Source organism: Pseudomonas sp. NPDC090755, from assembly GCF_044769005.1.
Classification (GTDB): Bacteria; Pseudomonadota; Gammaproteobacteria; order Pseudomonadales; family Pseudomonadaceae; genus Aquipseudomonas.
This window is the reverse complement of sequence record NZ_JBIVXC010000007.1, coordinates 227,522-249,027: the sequence shown is the minus strand read 5'-3', so window position 1 is coordinate 249,027 and position 21,506 is coordinate 227,522. Positions and strand designations below refer to the sequence as shown.

Sequence of the window (21,506 nt, the reverse complement as noted above, 5' to 3'; positions counted from 1 at the left end):
CCCCCCCCCCCCCCCCCCCCCCCCCCCCCCCCCCCCCCCCCCCCCCCCCCCCCCCCCCCCCCCCCCCCCCCCCCCCCCCCCCCCCCCCCCCCCCCTTGATCAGCTCATAGCATTCTCAAGCGAGTTTCAAACGCAAGACGTATTCTCATCACAGATGCAGCCACTAGGTGTACGCCTGGAAAACGGCACTTTCTTTTCGGCGGATTGCCCAATCTGCTCAGAATCCTCCGGCGTGTTTCCACGCAGCGTTTTCCAGGTCATCACCACATACCCATCCACTACAGGGTAGATGTTCGGCTCCCAGGGAACCGGTATCGTAACGCCTGACCTCACCTGAGCGGCAGTGAAGTGCCCGGTAAATGTTTCTTTGGTTGTTTCGACTAGTTCCTCTACTGGGTTACTCCAATCAACAATTTCATTCATGTGCCAGTGCAATTCGTAATAATCACCCTCTCGAACGTTGGCGGCATCCAGCAAAAGTACGCGAATGCCCTTCCAAGGCTCCGAATCACAGTTGATAAACCCCCCAGGAGTAACTTTGCTGATCACTTGCGGCGGAGCCAACGTTAACAGCGCAATGGCTGAAACATCGACAGGTTGTGCGGGTGATCGTTGATGAGCGCCATCCCAGTTGCCGTCAGACAGCTCGTAAAACACATCGCGGGTGCCATTGCCGGCGTCACTGATAACATCCCAGGGCAATTCGAAGTCCATAACGCTAGCTGCAAGTTCTTCCTCCGTTGGTTGGCGCTCGGAATCTGGCACAAGGTGGCCATTGTAGTAGACCCGCAAGAAATCATCTGTGGTCGCGCCCTCATAGAGCTGAACTCGAATAATTGCAGGTTCCCCAGCATCCTCGAGTGTAAGCTTGTTGTTTACGGGTGACACGGGTGGAATCAGCGTTGCACGTTCAAGCTTATCATTGATGGGCGAAGGGTTTTCCGGGTCCGGATCAGGCCCCACCACACGCAGGTCGAAATCCACTGCAACAGGGAGAGAGGCTGTTTCGAAATGGCGAGCCACGTAGTAACTGACATTCTCCCTGTACAAGGGAGCATCCGTGTGCTTCATAAGATCGGTGTAGGGCAGCTCAAGCTCGATCGGGAAGCTGTAGCCGATGCTCAGTACGGTACTGTCAACCTCCTTGTTGCCGAGCTTCACAACAATACCGTCACCGGCCTGAGCATTTTTATACTCGTCGATCAAGACAATTGCCCCGCCGCGGGCTTCATTCAAATCGATGATATCGTCTTCATCGCCCTCACCACTGGCCTGGGGGATATGCGGTAGTTTCAGGTCGTCGGGTGGGTCACGGAGCAATACATGAATCGGGGTACGTGTGAAGTCCCGACTTGCGGCGTTACCGGCATAGTCATAGAGTACATAGGTCAATTCGCCAAAACCTTCGCCAAAGCCCTCGATGACTTCGGCCTCCAGGGTAAAGGTCAAGGGGAATCCGCCGATAGGACCTATACTGATCGGGCGGGGCGAACTCTTCCAGAACACCTCAAAATTGTCACCCGGCGCACGATCAAGGTACTCAGGAATTGTAAAAGTCACCCCGCCATGCGCTTCCAGGTAACTGGGGGTTATCACTCCGCCTGCCAGGTCATCCGGTAGGATCAGTGGAAGGGGATTTATGCCGTTGTTGGGAGCAAGCCGATCAACACTGATAAGTAACTCTCCTGACCCTGCATTGTTTCCCGCTGCGTTAGTAGCGATATATCTGAGATGTTTGGCGCCATGACCACCCAAGTCGTTCAGGCTGACCCTGAACTCCAACGGAAACTCGGCAGCAACAGGTGGCCATGTAATGGGTTCTGCATGGATCGGCTTGCCGGTATCAGGAAGTAGATACAAACTGATCGCTCCGGCCCCTTCGAACCCCGTCCCTGCAAAGTGAGCAATTTGCAGTTCAGCTCCCAAAGCGTCCACAGGCAACAGGTTGGGCTGCTTGGGATCAAGTTCGTCCAGCGCATTTGTCACAATCAAGGGTGGTAAAGTGCGTAGCGAAGGCGAACGCGGTTTTTTTTGACTCATCTTCAGTAGCCGCTTGGGTGCATATTCGAACGTAGTCATAATCCGATTCCTGTGTTGATAATCGCAATAAAAACGCTGCATCGGCCACCTGCGCATGCCAAACAAGCGTCAGCCAAACACCATTTAAGTTACAACGTTCAGTGTTACTACTTTGCCGCCAAAGACATCAGGTATCTGCACCAAGGCACAGATACCCTGTTCCCGGATAGACAATCGACAAGCGTACAAAATTGACTTTCGAATACAACAAGTGACCATTGTCCCGGCGTATCCGGTAATACACCCTTGCCGAACCGTTCAATGCCGCAGGATCGCGAATAAAGGGATCGAATGAACCTTGCAACTCAATAAACCCCTCTTCAGCTTCAACGGGGTCTAGTGGCGCTGGACGCGCAATAACCTGGAAAGTGGTTGTAATGAAGTCCGAACCGTTGTTGTTACGGCAACCCTGCCAGATGACCTCGCAGCGATCCCCTTCCTGCAATTGCAGTTCATCCCCCGGCACTCGAATTCTGACCCCAAGCGACGGGGCTTGCGGGCTGTTGCACTTGATCCAGCCCCAGCGATCGGCATCGGGAAACTCCGGCCAGGCCAATACCGCCAAGCGACTGATGTCGACCAGCACCTCAACGGCCCGGGAACGCTGATAGTTCACTCCATTGAAGGTGCGGTAATACATGGGTAAGGCGGGGTGGTTACCTTGTTCGAGGATAATCGACCAAGGCACATGAAACCTGACAAGGGTCCCGGCCGACTCATCCGTCTGCACCACGTGGAAATCCACCGCTTGCGGGTGGCGCCCCCAGAACAGCTCCAGCCGGTCGCCAGCGTTCATCCGCTCGGGCAACTCCAGCTCTACCAGCGCATTCAGCTCGAAATCGGGGTCGCCAAGCTGATTGTCGCCCTGCTTGCCCTTGACCACCGGCAACGGTACCAGCAGCGGGTTTTCCAACGCGGGGAACTCAGGCTGCACAGGGCCTGCGACGGTAAGGTCAACGTCGACAAAAATCGAACCCGATTGACGCTCAAAAACTCCCGTCCGCGTCCACTGGTAGTAGACCCTTACCAACTGCCGCTCGTACAAGGCATCCTTACTCAACACCGTCCACGGCACGTCCACAGGTACAGGCCATTGCAGGGGGTCTGTCAGCTCATAGGACGCAAGGGGTTCACCATTCCAATTGGCTTGCAAGACGTCGCCTGGTTGCGCACCTTCGATCAGTGGTACCTCCACTGTCACGCCTGTTACTGCATCCTCAAGGTCAATCAGCTCATCCTCGGCCAGAGGGACCTTGGGTAACGGCAAGTCAGGCAAGACCTCCAGCGCAACGGTCACCGACGTTTGCACTGACAAAGGGCCCGAATTACCCGATCGATCTTGGAGAGCATAGTAAACGGTGTGCAACCCATTCCTACGGGTGCGTAGGAAAGCTTCGGAAAACGGCACAACCACCGGGTCCAGACTGGTATCGGTGATTTCGACATGACCGTCGGCGTCTTCAACACGTGGCAAGCCGTTACGCAGATCGAGGTCCCAGAAGTAATACACCCGGTCCTCGAGCCAAATATCCGGCCATGGATTGATCGTCGCCAGGACCTGATTATCGTTGTTTTGCAGATACTCTTCAGTGATCCCGGTTGTGTCGATAGGGCTGGGGAAATTAAGTCTGCCGGGAGAGCCGCCTTCGTTGGGGGCTTCACTGTCAAGCCTGACCGACAACGGTGCAGATGTTTCCGGATTAAATGTTGTTACGCGGTAGTTCAAGCGATAGCTACCAGCATCCCCCATGCACTCCACCGGCAGCATCAGCGTCAAGGGAAAGTGATCCTCCGGATTGAGAAACGCTGGCAGCTCTGTGGCCATCCCTACCGGCTCCCTGTCCCACATCAGTTCCACCTTGGTGACCATAGGCACCAAGTGAGCCGGCCAGACCTTCTCGATCCGAACCGCTAACGGCTTGCGCCGCTCCTTACGGTGGATATGCAAGCCTGTCTCGCCCACCAGCAGCGGCAAGGCATCGGGGATTTCAGGCGCATCCATCCTCAAGATGGACGCGTCGTCAAGCTCGCTGGTAAGTGGCTTGTCGGAGGTCATGTGCCCTGCTCCGGTGGCGAAGAGTCAGGGGGATTAAATACCTAATGATGACGGCTCGAAACTGACAAAAATGCTAGGTCCCCACCCTCAAACCGGTGGCAAACGCCAGTCGATCGGACTCAGCCCACGCTGCTCGAGAAAACGGTTGGCCTGGCTGAAATGCCCGCAACCAAGAAAGCCCCGGTAGGCCGACAAAGGCGATGGGTGCACCGACTTGAGCACCAGGTGCTTGGTGGCATCGATCAGTTTCTGCTTGCTCTGGGCATGGGCGCCCCAGAGCAGGAACACGCTGTTGGGCTGGTGTTCGCTGACCACCTCGATGATGCGGTCGGTGAAGGACTCCCAGCCTTTTTTGGCATGGGATGCGGCGTTGGCGCGCTCGACGGTCATGGTGGTGTTGAGCAGCAAGACGCCCTGCTCGGCCCAGGACTGCAGGCAGCCGTGCGTGGGGATCTCGATATTGAGGTCGCGCTGCAACTCCTTGTAAATATTCACCAGCGACGGCGGCGTCGCCACCCCCGGCTGCACCGAGAAGCACAGGCCATGGGCCTGGCCCGGGCCGTGGTACGGGTCCTGGCCGAGGATCACCACCTTGACCTGGTCCAGCGGCGTGGAATTGAGCGCATTGAAGATCAGCGGCCCGGGCGGGTAGATTTCCTTGCCGGCGGCGTACTCCTGGCGCAGGAATTCGCGCAGCTGACGCATGTAGGGCTGGTCGAATTCGGCGCGAAGGGCTTCCTTCCAGCTGGGTTCAAGTTTGATGCGATCGTCGTCAGTCATGGTCAGGTCCGTAAAACAATGGCGCGACACTAGGAAAGCCGCTTGCGCTTGTCAATCGATCCGACCGGCGACCGCCGAAATCGCCAGCAGCGACCATACTTGAGCGGATCAACCACGAGGTCTCCCATGGCTGCTGTACTGTGCGAAGCACTCACCGGCGTCGACGGCGCCCGCATCGGCGTCGCCACCCTCAATGCGCCGCAAACACTCAATGCCTTGTCGCTGCCCATGATCGAAGTACTCGACGAACAGCTCAAGGCCTGGGCCAATGACCCGGAAATCGTCTGCGTGTTGCTGCGCGGCAACGGTGCCAAGGCCTTCTGTGCCGGTGGCGAAGTACGTAGCCTGGCCCAGGCCTGCCGCGACCACCCAGGCCAGGTACCGCCACTGGCGGCCCATTTTTTTGCCGCGGAGTATCGTCTTGATTATCGCTTGCACACCTACCCCAAACCACTGATCTGCTGGGGGCATGGTCATGTGCTGGGCGGTGGCATGGGGCTGTTGCAAGGTGCCAGTATCCGCGTGCTGACCCCGAGCAGCCGCCTGGCCATGCCGGAAATCAGCATTGGCCTATACCCGGATGTCGGCGGCAGTTGGTTCTTGTCCCGCCTGCCGGGCAAGCTCGGCGTGTTCCTCGGTATGACCGGCGCACCGATCAATGCAACCGATGCCCTGGACCTGGGCCTGGCTGACCGTTTGCTTGGAGAAAACCAGCAGCAGGAGTTGCTCGACGATCTGCTGCAACTGAACTGGCAGGAGCAGACCGACCTGCAGCTCAACAGCCTGCTCAGGGCCCAGCAGCTTGGCACCCGGGCTCAGTGGCCAGAAGCCCAGTGGCTGCCAAGGCGCAAGCAGATCGATGCCCTGCTCGATGTCGCCGACCCGGTCTGTGCCTGGCGCGCCATTGGTCAACTGCGCAACCACGCCGATCCGCTATTGGCCAAGGCTGCGCAAACCATGCTCAACGGTTGCCCCTTGACCGCCCATCTGGTCTGGCAGCAGATCCAGCGCGCCCGCCACCTGTCACTCGCCCAGGTGTTCCAGATGGAATACACCATGAGCCTCAATTGCTGCCGGCATCCGGAGTTCAGCGAAGGGGTGCGCGCGCGGCTGATCGACAAAGACCAGAAACCGCGCTGGCACTGGCCGGATATCGCCCACGTGCCAGCGGCGGTGGTCGACGCGCACTTCAGCAAGGCCTGGGAGGGCCGTCATCCATTGGCCGACCTTGCTTGATGCCTTCTCAACGGCGCCAGTTGCGATCCGGCCAACCGCTACGGTGACGGTCGTAGCGTTGCGGGCCGTGCCGATACCGGTCATAGCCGCGCCCTGGATAGGGCTTGTAATAGTTGTGCGGCGTTGCCCGGTAATGGCCGTGGGGCGCAGGACGGTAATAGCCGTGAGGCGCAGGACGGTAGTAATGCGGCGGTGGCGCGTAGTAGCGCGGCTGCGGCACGACGTAGTAGCCGCGATTGTAGGAATAGGGTGAGCGGTAATAACCTGGATAACCGTAGCCTTCGGCGCTATAGACCTCAGTGCGGTAGTAACCGTTACCTCCGTAGGGGACACAAGCAGTTGTCAACAAACTCAGCACTACCATCAGCATAAGTCGGCGATACATGGCGGCCTCCTGGACCGCGAAACTGCCCGTTCCAGCGGCGCTGGTCGGCGTCGATCGGCAAGCGTTCATCGACACAAGATAAGACTGGCGAAAACGGCTCCAGTGCCATTGCTGCAATAATTTGATACAAGGCCGCACCCCTAACGCCTGGCCACCCGCAGCAGCTTGAGCTGCCTGCCAGCTGAGGATACCCTGCACAATCGAGCCCCCCATGAATGACCGCGCCCATGATTGACTCCCGCCGCTGCCCCGCCTGTGGCGCCAGCAACAGCTGCAGCCTTGCCGACCCGCATACGGCGACCCAGGCCTGCTGGTGCTACGGCGTGAGCATCGCCCCCGAGGTCCTCCAAGCATTGCCCGCCGAGCTGCGTGACAAAGCCTGCCTGTGCCCGCGCTGCGCCAGGGTCGAGGCGCAATTGCAGGCAGCCAGGTCCACCCCCAGCGGTTAAACTGGCACGCCCTGCGTTTGGCACTGTATGCGTCTCGACCGATTTCTCAGCAACCTGCCCAGCTTCAGCCGTCAGCACGTGCGCCTGCTGTTGGTGCAACGGCGTGTGCGCGTGGATGGCAACTGCGTCAGCGATCCACGCCTGGAGGTGCGCGAGTTCAGCCGCATCGAGGTGGATGAGCACGTGCTGCAGGCCGGGCGAGCGCTGCGCTACCTGATGCTGCACAAACCCCAGGGCTGCGTCAGCGCCACCCAGGACCCACAGCACCGTACCGTCCTCGAACTGATCGACGAGCCTGACACGCACGATTTGCACATCGCCGGGCGTCTGGACTTCAACACCACCGGGCTGATGCTGCTGACCAACGACGGCCTGTGGTCGCGACGCCTGACCCAGCCACAGACCAAACTGCCCAAGGTCTACTACGTCGAAACCGAGCAAGAGATCGGCGAACACTATATCGACAAGTTCCACCAGGGCTTCTACTTCGCCTTCGAAGACCTCACCACCCTGCCCGCCGAACTCACCCTGCTCGGCCCGCGCAGCGCCCGCCTGAGCATCGTCGAAGGCCGTTACCACCAGGTCAAGCGCATGTTCGGCCACTTCGACAACAAGGTGCTGCGCCTGCATCGCGAGCGCATGGGCCCGCTGCAACTGGACCCGAACCTGCGCCCGGGCGAGTACCGCGCGCTCTACCCCGAGGAAATCCTGGCGATCTGAAGCCACGACCGCCCGGCAGAAAGATTTCGTCAAATTCCCCAAAGGCACTTGCGGGATACTTCAGTGCCTGCTTGAATCGAATCGTCGGTCTGCATGTGACTCAATGGTCACGCCCGTAGTCCAAGACACCTTTTTGCCGGCTACCTGTGCCTCGAAGCCCCGGAGTCCGGCGAATTTGCCCACCTAGAACAATACCCGTCGACCAGCGACACCGGATCGGCAAGGGCCCTCAGCTTCTCTTCAAGGCGTATGCCTACCTGTCATAAAGAACGCGCATCCTTGCATGTGCGAACACCCTTTTTGCGCCAGGAGTCGACGACATGAGGCCAGAAATTGCTGTGCTTGATATACAAGGTCAGTATCGGGTTTACACGGAGTTCTATCGCGCAGATGCGGCTGAGAAGACGATCATCCTGATCAATGGCTCGTTGGCCACGACAGCGTCCTTTGCCCAGACGGTGCGCAACCTGCATCCGCAGTTCAACGTGGTGCTCTACGATCAGCCCTATGCCGGCAAGTCCAAGGCGCACAACCACCACGAGCGCTTGCTGACCAAGGAGACCGAAGGGCAGATCCTGCTGGAGCTGATCGACCACTTCGGCGCCGACCACGTGATGTCGTTCTCCTGGGGCGGCGCCTGCACCCTGATGGCGCTGGCGCACAAGCCGCGGCGCATCGAAAAGGCGGTGGTCAGCTCGTTCTCGCCGATCATCAACGAGCCGATGCGCGACTACCTCGAACGCGGCTGCCAGTACCTGAGCGCCTGTGACCGTTACCAGGTCGGCAACCTGGTCAACGACACCATCGGCAAGCACCTGCCGTCGCTGTTCAAGCGCTTCAACTACCGGCATGTCAGCAGCCTGGACAACCACGAGTACGCGCAGATGCACTTCCACATCAACCAGGTGCTCGACCACGACCTGGACAATGCCCTGCGCTCGGCCCGGGTGATCGACATTCCGGTGCTGTTCGTCAATGGCGAGTGGGACGAGTACACCACCATCGATGACGCCCGGCAGTTCAGCCAGCATGTGCGCAACAGCCACTTCAGCGAGATCCGCGCCGCCGGCCACTTCCTCGACATGGAACACAAGGCCGCCTGCAACGAGACCCGCGAGGCCCTGTTGAGCTTCCTCAAGCCGGCTGTACGGGAATCGCGCCCCCGGTATCAGTACGCCCAGGAGCATCATGCACTGGCAATCTGAGCGCTCTGGCTGGCGGTAGCGCAGCCTCCTGCATCAGCGGCCCGCATGGGCAGAAGGAAGACGCAGGACCTCGCGCTACCGGCCATTGAACCTGTGATTTTTTCAAGACCGGGCTTCAAATCGCAGCATGCTTCTGGTACAACGTCAGGCCTGCAAGCGGGTGTCGTATAATGGCATTACTCCAGCTTCCCAAGCTGATAACGAGGGTTCGATTCCCTTCACCCGCTCCAGCTTCCCCAAGGTTTCAGTTCACCTGAAACACCGGCTGACCGCCCTCGCAACATCCACTTTCCGATTGCATCCCTGCCCTCCCCGTTTTCCCGGGCTCAATGACGCTGTCTTTTGATCTGACGCCCTGTCAGGAATGACCGGTTGCGCTTTAATGAGCCTATCGCGCACCTCGCGCGGCATCGCAAACGATTGAAAGGACCCGTTCATGTCGCTCTCCCGCTGGCTCCCGGGCCTGGCCAACCTGCTGCATTACCGCCGCGAGTGGTTTCATGCCGACCTGCAGGCCGGTTTGTCCGTGGCCGCCATCCAGATTCCGATTGCCATCGCCTATGCGCAGATCGTCGGCTTGCCGCCTCAGTACGGGCTGTACGCCTGCATCCTGCCGATGATGGTCTACGCCCTGGTCGGCAGTTCGCGACAGTTGATGGTCGGCCCCGATGCCGCGACCTGCGCCATGGTCGCCGGCGCCATTGCCCCGCTGGCACTGGGTGACCCGCAGCGGCTGGCGCAGTTGTCGGTGATCATCACGGTGCTGGTGGGGCTGATGCTGATCGGCGCCGGCGTGGCGCGGGCCGGGTTCATTGCCAGCTTTTTCTCGCGACCGATCCTGATCGGCTACCTCAACGGCATCGGCCTGAGCCTGCTGGCCGGGCAGTTGGGCAAGGTGGTCGGATTTCGTATCGAGGGCGACGGTTTTATCCTGAGCTTGATCAATTTTGCCCAGCGCCTGAATGAAATCCACTGGGTGACCCTGAGCATCGGCCTGGCCGGGTTGGCCCTGCTGATCTGGCTACCGCGCCGCTTTGCGCGCCTGCCGGCAGCATTGGTCACGGTGATGCTGGCGACCCTGGTGGTGGCGCTGTTCGGCCTGGACCGCTTCGGCGTGGCCATCCTCGGGCCGGTGCCCGCCGGCATTCCAGAGCTGGCCTGGCCGCAAACCAACCTCGCGGAAATGAAAAGCCTGATGCGCGACGCCCTGGGTATCGCCACGGTCAGTTTCTGCAGCGCCATGCTCACTGCCCGCAGCTTCGCCGCCCGCCACGGCTATGCGATCAATGCCAACCACGAGTTCCTGGCCCTGGGCGTCACCAACATCGCCGCCGGGGTGTCCCAGGGCTTTGCCATCAGCGGCGCCGACTCGCGTACCGCGGTCAACGACATGGTTGGCGGCAAGAGCCAGCTGGTGGGCATCATCGCCGCCCTGGTGATCGCCCTGATCCTGCTGTTCTTCACCGCGCCCATGGCCTGGATTCCCCAGGCCGCCCTGGGCGCGGTGCTGCTGATGGCCGGCTGGGGCCTGATCGATGTGAAGTCGCTGGGAAAGATCTACAAACTCAGCCGCTTCGAGTTCTGGCTGTGCGTGCTGACCACCGTGGGGGTGCTGGGCGTCGGCGTGCTGCCGGGCATCCTCATCGCCGTGACCCTGGCCATCCTGCGCCTGCTGTACAGCATCTACCAACCCACCGACGCGGTGCTCGGCTGGGTGCCGGGCATCGAAGGCCAGGTGGATATCCATCGCTACAAGGACGCCCGCACGGTAAAGGGGCTGGTGGTGTATCGCTTCGATGACGCGATCCTGTTCTTCAATGCCGACTACTTCAAGATGCGCCTGCTCGAAGCGGTGCAGGGCGAGGCCGAACCACGGGCCGTTCTGTTCGATGCCGAGGCGGTCACCTCCATCGATGTCAGCGGCATTGCCGCCCTGCGCGAGGTGCGCGACACCCTCAAGGCGCGGGGCATCCACTTCGGCATCGCCCGGGCGCGGGGGCGCTTCCTGCGCATGCTGGTGCGCTCGGGGATCGCGCGGGAAATGGAGAACGGGCTGCTGTTCGGCTCGGTACGGTCGGGGATCAGGGCGTATCGGTTGTGGCGTAATCGCAGTCGCCGGGAAGGTGCGACGAGTATCGGCTGATCGGCGCAACAAATTGAAGTGACTTTCGAATTGGGCTACTGTAGCCCATGAGCTACGATCGGGAAATGATCGAAATCCTGCGTAGCTCGACATTCTCCAACTGGTTGTCGCAACTGAGCGACAGCAGAGCCCGAGCACGCATACTGGTTCGCATCGATCGTATGGCCAATGGAAACCTGGGCGATGTCAAATCCGTCGGAGACGGCCTGAGCGAGGCGCGCATTGATTACGGCCCCGGCTACCGCTTGTACTTCATGCCCTACCAAGGGCGTCTGATTGTGCTGCTGTGCGGGGGTGACAAGCGTAGTCAGAACCGAGACATCAAACATGCCAGGCTGATTGCCGATGCCTGGAAGGAACAGACGCCATGAACGAACAGTTCAAAACCTGGGACTCCGCCGACTTTCTCAAGAGCGAGCAAGACATGGCCGATTATCTGGATGCCTGCATCGAGGAGGCCGGGGATGACCCGGCATTTATCGCCAAGGCGCTGGGCACCATCGCCCGCGCAAGGGGCATGACCCAGGTTGCCCGCGATACCGGCTTATCCCGGGAGAGCCTTTACCGGGCGCTGTCAGGTGAAGGCAACCCGGAGTTCGGAACCATACTCAAAGTCATCAGGGCGTTGGGCCTGAAGTTGCACGCCAGCGTTTGATGCGAAGACCTTCAGGCCGCATCAGCCCTCGGAACGCGGCATCAACCCCGGCAAGGCGTGCATCAGCGCGTTGATGGCAAAACCGATGAACATCACCCCGCAGGCCCGGGTGATCCACAGTTCATAGCGGGTGTACAGGGTACGCACCTGGCGGGCGCCGACCACGGCGACCAGGATCGCGTAGGCCAGCAGGCCACCGACGAAGCTCAGGGCGATCAGCATCGGCAGCATCGACCAGTCCAGCGACTCGGCGCGGCTGGAGAGCAAGGCGGTGAAGGTGGCCACGGCCACCGGGTAGGCCTTGGGGTTGGTCAGGCCGAAGACGATGCCGTGCCAGAACGGCTTGCGCACCGGTCCCTGCTCGCCATCACCGTTACCCGGCTTGCTGCGCAGGGCGCGCAGGCCCAGCCAGAACAGGTACAGGCCGCTGAGCAGGCCGAGGATGTCGAACACCGAGTTGCCGATCTGCCGTGCGCCGACAATCGCCACCAGCGCCGTACTGCACCAAATCACATCGCCCAGCAGATGGCCACAGAGGAACCCGGCACCGGCACGCCGTCCACGGGCCGCACCGATACCCAGCACCGCCAGTACGCCCGGTCCCGGGGTGATGCCATAGATAAAACCGGAAGCCATCACGGCCAGCAGCAGCGAAAAAGTCATGGAAAGCAGGTCCTGGGCGATTGCGCAAAGGCCGGAGTCTACGGCAGCCACCCGCTCCAGGCCAATGCCTCAATAGTCGTGCGCCTTGAGGATCTGCGCCTCGCCAAGCGCCGGGGGGCGAGCGAAATAGCGCAGCAACGGCCCGCTGCGATTGGTGAAGATGCCATCGACCCCGGCCGCCATGACCTTGTCGAAATCCACCTTTTCATCGACGGTGTACACGTGCACCAGCAAGCCCTTGTCATGGCTCATGCGGTTCATCCAGGGCTGCACCAGGTCGGCATAGCTCTGTGCCCCGCCCGCCGTCAGCGCCGCCGACGGCCCGGTGCCGATGGCGCCTGCGGCCCTGGCGTAGTCGAGCCAGCGTGCGAACTCGGCGCGGCTCTTCGGTTGCTGGCGGGCGTAGAACGCCGCCTTGTCACGCTCGCCCGACTCGGCGAAAGTCTGCGCCGAAGCGGGCTCGATGCTGCCCTTGCCCAGCCACAACAGCAGCACCTTGGGCACTTGCGGCATCTCTTTGTGCAGCAGTGCCAGGCTGTTGCGATCGAAGCTCTGCAGCACCACCCGCCCGGGTGTGTCGAGCCAGCCCCGGGCGTGCAGGCGGGCCTTGAGGTCCGCTTCGATACCGGGGAACAGGCTGGGCACCTTGGTTTCTATGTACAGCCCGGGACGTCGCTCTGGGTTGCCTTCGGCGATGTCCATGACCTCATCCAGGGTGAGGATCCCAAGGTTCGCGAAAGTCGCCCGTGCCCGTTCAGGGTAGGCCTGGTTGAACCAGCTACCGGCATCCAGCGACTTGAGTTCGGCCAGGGTGAAGGCACTGACCGGGCTGCTCTTGCGTTCGGGAAAGCGCCGGGCCACATCGCTGGTGCGTTGCAGGTTGTCGTCATGCACCGCCACCAGCACGCCATCGCGGGTGCGCTGCAGGTCGAGCTCAAGGTAGTCGGCACCCAGGTCGCGAGCCAACAGATAGGCCGGTGCGGTGGACTCCGGAGCATCATAGGAAGCGCCTCGGTGGGCAATCACTGCCGGGTACGCAATGCCTTGCTGCGCCGCCAGTTCACGCCCCTCCCCAGCCTCGACCAGCCCGGCCAGGGTCAGCAGCGCCAGGCCACATAGACGGTGAATTCCTTTCGCCAGCATCGGGCGTCCTCGTCATTGATCGCGAATCCAGCATAGTCGCCCACACTGATGACAACTCGGTTGCATGCTAAAGTCGCGCCGTTCGAAAGCCCCAGCCAAGAGACGCCCATGCCCCACGCCGACCTCGACACCAGCCTGCACCGCTGGCCGGACCTGAATGCCGCCCACCCCAGCAGTGGATTGTTCCTGGGCAATGGCGCCAGTCGCGCACTGTGGCGCCCCTTTGCCTACTTCTCGTTGTTCGAAGAAGCCCAGCGAGTGCGCCACAAGCCCCTGAGCCTGACCGACCAGGCCCTGTTCAAGTCCCTGGGCAGCGAACTGTTCGAACCGGTGCTCAGCGCCCTGAACACCACGGTGCGGATCAATGCCGCGCTGGCGATCAGCTCGTCGGCACCGCTCAATCGCTACTACGCGATCAAGGAAGCGCTGATCCATGCCGTGCGCAGCGTGCACATCCCCTGGCGCCTGGTGTCGAGCGACACCCTGCAGCGGATCAACAACGAACTGCGCACCTACCGCAGCGTGTATTCGAGCAACTACGACCTGCTCTGCCACTGGGCCGTCAGCCAGGCGCCGGATGGCTTTCAGGTATTGTTCGATGAAGAAGGCGACTTCGATATCCGCCACACGCGCAACCCCGGCACCCGCCTGCTCTACCTGCACGGTGGCCTGCACCTGCTCAAGCAGCAGGACGGCAGTACCCGTCAACGCAGCGCCCATGGCAGCCAGCTGCTCGATGGCTTTGCGGTCAACACCCCCGGCGATGTGCCGCTGTTCGTCAACGAAAGCAGCAGCGACGACAAACTCAAGGCCATCCGCAGCTCCGACTACCTGAGCTGGTGCCTGGGTGAACTGGCGGCGCACCAAGGCGGCCTGTGCCTGTTCGGCCAGCACCTGGACAGCAGCGACCGGCACCTGCTGCAGGCCATCAAGCAGGCTCGGCCGGCGCACCTGGCCATTGCCATCCGCCCCCTGGGTGATGCCTCGATCATCAGCCAGAAGCAGCACTACAGCCAGCGCTTTGCCGACCTGCCGGAACTGCCGTTGTACTTCTTCGACGCCAGCAGCCATCCACTGGGCGCCCCCGACCTGGAGGTCCCTGTACCGGTGCAGGTGCGCAAGCGGCGCTGAACTGTACGGCTGAACTTGTTAGCAACTGTTACAAGATCATCCCCAGCGGCTGTGGCTCAATGACAGGACCAGTCCCCTCAGGTTTTTGCCATGTCCAGCCGCGAAAACACCGGGATGGCCCTCGGCCTTCTCGGTGTCATCATTTTCAGCCTGACCCTGCCCATGACCCGGATCGTCGTGCAGGAATTGCATCCCTTGCTCAATGGCCTGGGCCGCGCCCTGCTGGCGGCAATCCCGGCAGCGGCCCTGTTGCTATGGCGCCGCGAGAAATGGCCGACCTGGCAACAAATCAAGGGCCTGAGCCTGGTGGCCTTGGGGGTGATCCTCGGTTTCCCGGTGTTCTCGGCCTGGGCCATGCAGACCGTGCCCGCCTCCCATGGAGCCCTGGTCAATGGCCTGCAACCTTTGTGCGTGGCCTTCTATGCCGCCTGGCTGTCCCATGAACGACCGTCCAGGGCCTTCTGGGCCTGCGCGGCCCTGGGCAGTGCGCTGGTGCTGGCGTACGCAATGATCATGGGGGCCGGGCAGATCCAGGCCGGCGATCTGTTGATGCTGGCGGCCATTGCCGTCGGCGGCCTGGGCTATGCCGAAGGCGGACGCCTGGCCCGGGAGATGGGGGGCTGGCAGGTGATCTGCTGGGCGCTGGTGCTGGCCAGCCCGTTGTTGATCGTGCCGGTCGCCTACCTGGCCCTGCAGCACCAGGGGCCGGTCAGCGCCAAAGCCTGGTGGGCCTTTGGCTATGTGTCGCTGTTCTCGCAGTTCATCGGTTTCTTTGCCTGGTACGCCGGCCTGGCCCTGGGTGGAATTGCCCGGGTCAGCCAGATTCAGTTGCTGCAGATTTTCTTCACCATCGCCTTTTCCGCGCTGTTCTTTGGCGAGCAGGTCGAGCCGATTACCTGGGTGTTTGCTGCAGGGGTGATCGGCACGGTGGTGCTGGGGCGCAAGACACGGGTGCATCCGGCGCCTGTGCGGGCCTGATCGCGGGCGCTGCCCGCTCCCACACGGCAGGTCACATCCTGTGGGAGCTGGCGCCAGCCTGCGATCGAGCGCGAAGCGCTCGCGTTCAGGCCGCGATCAAGCCGTCAGCGGTGAGCAAGGTCTCCAGGCAATGCTCCCTGACCCCGTAGAACTCTTTCAACTGCCGGATCTTCTCCAGCAGCGCCGCCGAATCTTGCGGCGCCTGGCGCTTGACCGCCAGGATCATCTTGTTCTTGTTGGTGTGTTCCAGCGAAATGAACTCGAACACCTTGGTCTCGTAGCCACAGGCCTCCAGGTACAGCGCGCGCAAGCTGTCAGTGAGCATCTCGGCCTGCTGGCCCAGGTGCAGCCCATACTGCAGCATCGGCTTGAGCAGGCCCGGGCTGTGCATCTGCGGGCGAATCTGCTTGTGGCAGCACGGTGAGCACATGATGATCGCCGCGCCGCAGCGAATGCCGGTATGAATCGCATAGTCGGTGGCGATATCGCACGCATGCAGGGCGATCATCACGTCGATGGCGCTGGGCACCACGCTGCGCACGTCGCCACATTCGAACACCAGCCCCGGATGCTCCAGGCGCCCGGCGGCGGCATTGCACAGCTCGACCATGTCCTTGCGCAGTTCGACGCCCGTCACCTGGGCCTCGCGCTGCAAGGTGTTGCGCAGGTAATCGTGGATGGCGAAGGTCAGGTAGCCCTTGCCCGAACCGAAGTCGGCCACCCGCACCGGCTGATCGGCCGCCAGCGGTGCCGTGCTGAGGGCGTGGGAGAACACCTCGATGAACTTGTTGATCTGCTTCCACTTGCGCGACATGGCAGGAATCAGTGCCTGCTGCTTGTCGGTCACGCCCAGGTCGTGAAGGAACGGCCGGCTCAGCTCCAGGTAGCGCTTTTTCTCCCGGTCATGCTCGCCCGCCGACGCTTCAAGCACCTGCTTCACGGCATTGCGATGCAACATCGGCTTGCCTTTCTTGGTGAACTCCAGCTGCGCTTCGTCACTCAGGCTCAGCAGGTGGGCATTGCGAAACGAGCCCGGCAGCAACTCGGCCACCAGGGTCAGGGCTTGGTCGTTGGGCAGGTTACGGGTGATATCGCGGGTCTGGTAGCGGTAGACCAGCGACAGGCTGGGTTGGCCCTTGACCGTCAGCGGCTTGGCGATAATCCGCTGCAAGGCCTCTTCGCTGCCGACATGGCGCGCCAGCACCAGCTTGATCAGGGCATTCTGTTGCAGGCTGGTGGCGAGCAGGCTCAAAAACTGCGCACGGGCATCCGGCGCGGCCTGGGCGGTAAGGGTATCGGACATCGGGAGTGGGTGCCTCGGGTTGCGAAGGGAGCGGCTGGGCGCAATGCCGGCATTTTACGTGGATGACTGCCCCGCGCCCAGCTTTTGTCGATCAGCGCTCCCCGCTCACGGCAGCACCACCAGGCGGTTGGGCAGTTCGTTGCGCTCATGGGTCGGGGGGACGTGCTGGCTGAGCAACCGGCCACAGGCCTCGATGCAACCGATGAAACCCTGCAGGGTCTGGCCCTGGCGCACCTGCTCGGTGAAGCGCTGGACGATGTCGTCCCACACGTGGTTATCCAGGTGCCGGGAAATGCCCTCATCGACGAGGATTTCCACATACCGTTCGGCCTCGCTGACAAAAATCAGCACGCCGGTAGCGCCGACCGTATGGTGCAGGTTCTGTTCGAGAAACTGCCGCCGGGCCAGGTTGGAGGCACGCCAGTGGCGCACCGCACGCGGGATCAGGCGCGTGGTCAGGCGCGGAATGCGAAACAGCAGGCTCAGGGCAATGAACGTCAGCCACTGTGCAATCAACAGGCTGTCGACGCTCAGCCAGCCGCCCAGGTAATGGACCATGCCGGGCACCAGCAGGGCCAGCAAGCTGGCCCAGAGCAAGGGGATATAAGCGTAATCGTCGGCGCGGCGGGCCAGTACCGTGACCAGTTCGGCATCGGTATGGCGCTCGACCGTGGCGATGGCCTCAGCCACCTGGCGTTGTTCGTATTCGCTGAGCAAAGTCATGCACTGTGCTTCTCTTTGATTGTCGTTCTACCAGCCACCCGATGCCCCACCACCACCGAAGCCGCCGCCACCGCCGCCAAATCCACCACCGCCACCGAATCCACCACCACCGCCACCGAAGCCGCCATAGCCACCGCCAAAGCCGCCCATCCCGCCCCTGCCACCTCGCCCACCACCCCCCAGGCCCATGGACTGCCCGGCGAACACCAGGATGATGAGCAGGACGAACAAGCCCACGGCCCAGACCGGCGCGCCTTCATCCGACTGACTACCCGCGGCCCGCGACGGCTCGGCCAGCGGATTGCCGCCCAGCACCTGGAGGATCGCCGCCGTGCCCTGGACGATGCCCAGGCTGAACTCGCCACGGCGAAAGGCCGGGGTGATGATGCCATTGATGATCACCGAAGCCTGGGCGTCGGTGAGGCGCTCTTCGAGCCCATAGCCCACCTCGATACGCAACTTGCGCTCACGCGGTGCGACGATCAGCAGTGCGCCGTTGTCCTTGCCCTTCTGGCCGATGCCCCAGTGGCGTCCGAGCTGGAAACCGAAGTCTTCGATGGGCAGCCCCTGCAGATCCGCCAGGGTCACCACCACGACCTGTTCGCCGGTCGCCTGCTCATGGGCGCCGAGCATGCGCTCGAGCTGGCTGCGGCTGCCGTCGTCGAGCAAGCCGGCGTTGTCCACCACCCGACCGGTCAGGGCCGGGAAGCTTGGCTCGGCCCGCAGCGGCGTGACGATCAGCAGCGCCAGTAACAGTGCCAGGTGGACCAGGCGCATCAGAACTTCACTTCAGGGGCTTTTTCAGCATCACCGGCCGTGGCCTCGAAGTTCTCCCGCAGCGGCAGGCTGCTGTACATCAGGCTGTGCCACAGACGCCCGGGGAAGGTACGGATCTCGGTGTTGTAGCGCTGCACGGCGGCAATGAAATCCTTGCGAGCCACGGCAATGCGGTTCTCGGTACCTTCGAGCTGCGACTGCAGGGCGAGGAAGTTCTGGTTCGATTTCAGGTCCGGGTAGCGCTCGGAGACCACCATCAACCGGCTCAGCGCCCCGGTCAGTTGCGACTGGGCCTGCTGGAACTGCTGCAGTTTCTGCGGATCGTCCAGGGTGCTGGCATCGACCTGGATCGAGGTGGCCTTGGCGCGCGCTTCGATGACCGCGGTCAGGGTTTCCTGTTCCTGTTTGGCATAGCCTTTGACGGTTTCCACCAGGTTGGGAATCAGGTCGGCGCGGCGCTGGTACTGGTTCTGCACCTGGGCCCAGGCGGCCTTGACCTGTTCGTCGTAGTTGGGAATGTTGTTGATGCCGCAGCCGGCCAGCAGGCTGCCCACCATCAGCAACAACCACAGCCGCACGCCCTTGAACTGGATTACCTGCATAGTTGCCGCGCTCCTTGGTCAGCGTAAATCACTGTAGATGAGGCATAATTCGCCACCGTCGCTGGATCGTGACAGCCCAATCGGCTAAAAGATGCCCCAGCAAACTACAACAATAGCCGCTTCCCCAATTTCGGCCGGGCAGTATCACCGTGAACACTGCCGAGCGCCCTGAGAACTGAACTTAATGAACAAGCTGTGTTTGCTGGGCCTTCTTGTCAGCCTGGCCAGTCAATCGGCGCTTGCCGACACCCCCGCCGCCCCGCTGAAGGACAAACAGGCGTTCATCGCCGACCTGCTGCAACAGATGACCCTGGACGAGAAGATCGGCCAGTTGCGCCTGATCAGCATCGGCCCGGAAATGCCCCGGGAAATGATCCGCAAGGAAATCGCCGCCGGCCGCATCGGCGGTACCTTCAACTCGATCACCCGCGCCGAAAACCGTCCGATGCAGGATGCGGCAGGCCAAAGCCGCCTGAAGATCCCGATGTTCTTCGCCTACGACGTGATCCACGGCCACCGCACCATTTTCCCGATCAGCCTGGGCCTGGCCGCCAGCTGGGACATGGACGCCATCGCCACCGTCGGCCGGATTTCCGCGCTGGAAGCGGCCGCCGACGGCATCGACATGACCTTCGCACCGATGGTCGATATCGCCCGCGACCCGCGCTGGGGTCGTACCAGTGAAGGCTTCGGCGAAGACACCTACCTGGTCTCGCGCATTTCCAGGGTCATGGTCGAGTCCTTCCAGGGCAAGAGCCCGGCCGAGGCCACCAGCCTGATGGCCAGCGTCAAGCACTTTGCCCTGTACGGCGCAGTGGAAGGCGGTCGCGACTACAACACCGTCGACATGAGCCCGAGCAAGATGTTCAACGACTACCTGCCGCCCTACCGCGCCGCCATCGATGCCGGCGCCGGTGGCGTGATGGTCGCCCTGAACTCGATCAACGGCGTACCGGCCACGTCCAACACCTGGCTGATGAACGACCTGCTGCGCAAGGAGTGGGGCTTCAAGGGTGTGACCGTGAGCGATCACGGAGCGATCGGCGAGTTGGTCCGTCATGGCGTGGCCCGCGATGGCCGCGAAGCGGCGCAGCTGGCGATCAAGGCCGGTATCGACCTGAGCATGAACGACTCGCTGTACGGTGAAGAACTGGCCAGCCTGCTCAAGGCCGGCAAGGTCGACCAGGCCGACATCGACAATGCCGTGCGCGAAGTGCTCGGCGCCAAGTACGACATGGGCCTGTTCGCCGACCCGTACCGCCGTATCGGCAAGGCCAGCGAAGATCCGGCCGACACCTATGCCGACAGCCGCCTGCACCGCGCCGAAGCCCGTGACGTGGCACGCCGCAGCCTGGTGCTGCTGGAGAACCGCGAGCAGACCCTGCCGCTGAAAAAAGCCGGCACCATCGCCCTGGTCGGCCCGCTGGCCGATGCACCGATCGACATGATGGGCAGCTGGGCCGCCGCGGGTCGTCCGCGCCAGTCGGTCACCGTGCGCGAAGGCATGCGCCAGGCCCTGGGCGACAAGGCCAAGGTGATCTACGCCAAGGGCTCCAACGTCACCCACGACAAGGCGATCCTCGATTACCTGAACTTCCTCAACTTCGATGCCCCGGAAATCGTCGATGACCCGCGCCCGGCCGCCGTGCTGATCGACGAAGCAGTCAAGGCCGCCCGCCAGTCCGATGTGGTGGTGGCCGTGGTCGGCGAGTCCCGTGGCATGTCCCACGAGTCTTCCAGCCGCACCACCCTGGAGATCCCGGCCGCCCAGCGCGAGCTGATCAAGGCCCTGAAAGCCACCGGCAAGCCGCTGGTGCTGGTGCTGATGAACGGCCGGCCGCTGTCGCTGACCTGGGAGCGCGAGCAGGCCGATGCCATCCTGGAAACCTGGTTCAGCGGTACCGAAGGCGGCAATGCCATTGCCGACGTGCTGTTCGGCGACTACAACCCGTCGGGCAAGCTGGCGATCACCTTCCCGCGTTCGGTCGGGCAGATCCCGATGTACTACAACCACCTGAGCATCGGTCGCCCCTTCACCCCGGGCAAGCCAGGCAACTACACCTCGCAGTACTTCGAGGAGCCCAACGGCCCGCTCTACCCCTTCGGTTACGGCCTGAGCTACAGCGACTTCAGCCTGTCGCCGCTGACCCTGTCGAGCAAGACCCTGAAAAAGGGCCAGACCCTCGAGGCCAGCGTGCGCGTGAAGAACACCGGCAAGCGTGACGGCGAGACCGTGGTGCAGCTGTACCTGCAGGACATCGCCGCGTCCATGAGCCGGCCGGTGAAGGAGTTGAAGAACTTCCAGAAGGTCATGCTCAAGGCCGGCGAAGAACGCACCGTGCGCTTCCAGATCAGCGAAGATGACCTGAAGTTCTACAATAACCAGCTGCAATGGGCAGCCCAGCCGGGCGAGTTCAATGTCCAGGTCGGGCTGGACTCCCAGGCGGTGCAGCAACAGCGTTTCGAACTGCTGTAAGC

The 21,506-nt window shown here is 62.1% G+C and carries 20 protein-coding genes and 1 tRNA gene; 11 read left to right on the top strand and 10 right to left on the bottom strand.

From position 1 onward, the window contains the following. Positions 1-126 precede the first annotated feature (126 nt). The 3 genes from ACIQUS_RS13715 to ung all read right to left on the bottom strand — a co-directional run bounded on the left by ACIQUS_RS13715 (position 127) and on the right by ung (position 4,915). A complete protein-coding gene (locus tag ACIQUS_RS13715; RefSeq protein ID WP_403047759.1) occupies positions 127-2,079 on the bottom strand; it encodes a hypothetical protein in 1,953 nt (650 codons plus the stop codon). 127 nt (positions 2,080-2,206) lie between these two features. After that, positions 2,207-4,135 carry a hypothetical protein gene (locus ACIQUS_RS13710; protein ID WP_403047757.1) on the bottom strand — a complete coding sequence of 643 codons (1,929 nt, stop codon included), beginning with the start codon at positions 4,133-4,135 and terminating at the stop codon, positions 2,207-2,209. A gap of 87 nt (positions 4,136-4,222) precedes the next feature. Beyond that, positions 4,223-4,915: a uracil-DNA glycosylase gene (gene ung, locus ACIQUS_RS13705; RefSeq protein ID WP_403047755.1), complete on the bottom strand. Its 693-nt coding sequence runs from the start codon at positions 4,913-4,915 to the stop codon at positions 4,223-4,225. Positions 4,916-5,041: 126 nt separating this feature from the next. On the opposite strand from ung, the gene ACIQUS_RS13700 reads away from it, so the two are divergent. Continuing rightward, positions 5,042-6,151, top strand: coding sequence for an enoyl-CoA hydratase/isomerase family protein (locus ACIQUS_RS13700; RefSeq protein ID WP_403047753.1), 1,110 nt, complete (start codon positions 5,042-5,044; stop codon positions 6,149-6,151). Positions 6,152-6,158: 7 nt separating this feature from the next. Here ACIQUS_RS13700 and ACIQUS_RS13695 read toward each other — a convergent pair whose 3' ends face one another. Continuing rightward, positions 6,159-6,536: a hypothetical protein gene (locus ACIQUS_RS13695; RefSeq protein WP_403047751.1), complete on the bottom strand. Its 378-nt coding sequence runs from the start codon at positions 6,534-6,536 to the stop codon at positions 6,159-6,161. 227 nt (positions 6,537-6,763) lie between these two features. Here ACIQUS_RS13695 and ACIQUS_RS13690 point away from each other — a divergent pair, with 227 nt between their 5' ends. The 7 genes from ACIQUS_RS13690 to ACIQUS_RS13660 all read left to right on the top strand — a co-directional run bounded on the left by ACIQUS_RS13690 (position 6,764) and on the right by ACIQUS_RS13660 (position 11,708). Continuing rightward, complete coding sequence (locus tag ACIQUS_RS13690; protein WP_403047749.1) at positions 6,764-6,985, top strand: cysteine-rich CWC family protein; 222 nt, start codon at positions 6,764-6,766, stop codon at positions 6,983-6,985. A gap of 27 nt (positions 6,986-7,012) precedes the next feature. Beyond that, on the top strand, positions 7,013-7,705 hold the full coding sequence (locus ACIQUS_RS13685; RefSeq protein WP_403047747.1) for a pseudouridine synthase: 693 nt from the start codon (positions 7,013-7,015) through the stop codon (positions 7,703-7,705). A 320-nt stretch (positions 7,706-8,025) separates the two neighbouring features. Further along, positions 8,026-8,910: an alpha/beta fold hydrolase gene (locus ACIQUS_RS13680; protein WP_403047745.1), complete on the top strand. Its 885-nt coding sequence runs from the start codon at positions 8,026-8,028 to the stop codon at positions 8,908-8,910. Positions 8,911-9,066: 156 nt separating this feature from the next. Then, positions 9,067-9,140: transfer RNA gene (locus ACIQUS_RS13675), tRNA-Gly, on the top strand. A gap of 206 nt (positions 9,141-9,346) precedes the next feature. Continuing rightward, positions 9,347-11,053 carry a SulP family inorganic anion transporter gene (locus ACIQUS_RS13670; RefSeq protein WP_403047743.1) on the top strand — a complete coding sequence of 569 codons (1,707 nt, stop codon included), beginning with the start codon at positions 9,347-9,349 and terminating at the stop codon, positions 11,051-11,053. Positions 11,054-11,118: 65 nt separating this feature from the next. Further along, positions 11,119-11,424, top strand: a complete 306-nt coding sequence (locus ACIQUS_RS13665) for a type II toxin-antitoxin system RelE/ParE family toxin (protein WP_403047741.1) — start codon at positions 11,119-11,121, stop codon at positions 11,422-11,424. Then, entirely contained in the window at positions 11,421-11,708 is a 288-nt protein-coding gene (locus ACIQUS_RS13660; RefSeq protein ID WP_403047739.1) for an addiction module antidote protein, read from the top strand. The genes ACIQUS_RS13665 and ACIQUS_RS13660 overlap by 4 nt, the downstream gene beginning before the upstream one ends. 21 nt (positions 11,709-11,729) lie before the next feature. Here the strand turns inward: ACIQUS_RS13660 and ACIQUS_RS13655 are convergent, their stop codons facing one another. Together ACIQUS_RS13655 and ACIQUS_RS13650 are read right to left on the bottom strand one after the other, a co-directional pair. Further along, positions 11,730-12,371, bottom strand: coding sequence for a LysE family translocator (locus tag ACIQUS_RS13655; protein WP_403047737.1), 642 nt, complete (start codon positions 12,369-12,371; stop codon positions 11,730-11,732). A 69-nt stretch (positions 12,372-12,440) separates the two neighbouring features. Further along, on the bottom strand, positions 12,441-13,514 hold the full coding sequence (locus tag ACIQUS_RS13650) for a glycerophosphodiester phosphodiesterase (protein WP_403047735.1): 1,074 nt from the start codon (positions 13,512-13,514) through the stop codon (positions 12,441-12,443). Positions 13,515-13,622: 108 nt separating this feature from the next. Between ACIQUS_RS13650 and ACIQUS_RS13645 the strand changes: the two genes are divergently transcribed. Together ACIQUS_RS13645 and ACIQUS_RS13640 are read left to right on the top strand one after the other, a co-directional pair. Beyond that, positions 13,623-14,645, top strand: coding sequence for a DUF4917 family protein (locus ACIQUS_RS13645; RefSeq protein ID WP_403047733.1), 1,023 nt, complete (start codon positions 13,623-13,625; stop codon positions 14,643-14,645). 90 nt (positions 14,646-14,735) lie between these two features. Continuing rightward, the gene (locus tag ACIQUS_RS13640; protein ID WP_403047731.1) at positions 14,736-15,623 is read left to right on the top strand and encodes a DMT family transporter; all 888 of its coding nucleotides are present in this window, start codon (positions 14,736-14,738) and stop codon (positions 15,621-15,623) included. Positions 15,624-15,708: 85 nt separating this feature from the next. Here the strand turns inward: ACIQUS_RS13640 and ACIQUS_RS13635 are convergent, their stop codons facing one another. The 4 genes from ACIQUS_RS13635 to ACIQUS_RS13620 form a co-directional block, all read right to left on the bottom strand. Next, the gene (locus ACIQUS_RS13635) at positions 15,709-16,926 is read right to left on the bottom strand and encodes a class I SAM-dependent methyltransferase (protein WP_403047729.1); all 1,218 of its coding nucleotides are present in this window, start codon (positions 16,924-16,926) and stop codon (positions 15,709-15,711) included. Positions 16,927-17,031: 105 nt separating this feature from the next. Further along, the gene (locus tag ACIQUS_RS13630; protein ID WP_403047728.1) at positions 17,032-17,649 is read right to left on the bottom strand and encodes a TPM domain-containing protein; all 618 of its coding nucleotides are present in this window, start codon (positions 17,647-17,649) and stop codon (positions 17,032-17,034) included. 27 nt (positions 17,650-17,676) lie between these two features. Beyond that, positions 17,677-18,426, bottom strand: a complete 750-nt coding sequence (locus ACIQUS_RS13625; RefSeq protein ID WP_403047727.1) for a TPM domain-containing protein — start codon at positions 18,424-18,426, stop codon at positions 17,677-17,679. Beyond that, on the bottom strand, positions 18,426-19,028 hold the full coding sequence (locus tag ACIQUS_RS13620; RefSeq protein ID WP_403047725.1) for a LemA family protein: 603 nt from the start codon (positions 19,026-19,028) through the stop codon (positions 18,426-18,428). Before ACIQUS_RS13620 ends, ACIQUS_RS13625 begins: the two co-directional genes overlap by 1 nt. 184 nt (positions 19,029-19,212) lie before the next feature. Between ACIQUS_RS13620 and bglX the strand changes: the two genes are divergently transcribed. Further along, positions 19,213-21,504: a beta-glucosidase BglX gene (bglX, locus tag ACIQUS_RS13615; RefSeq protein WP_403047723.1), complete on the top strand. Its 2,292-nt coding sequence runs from the start codon at positions 19,213-19,215 to the stop codon at positions 21,502-21,504. Positions 21,505-21,506: the final 2 nt, after the last annotated feature.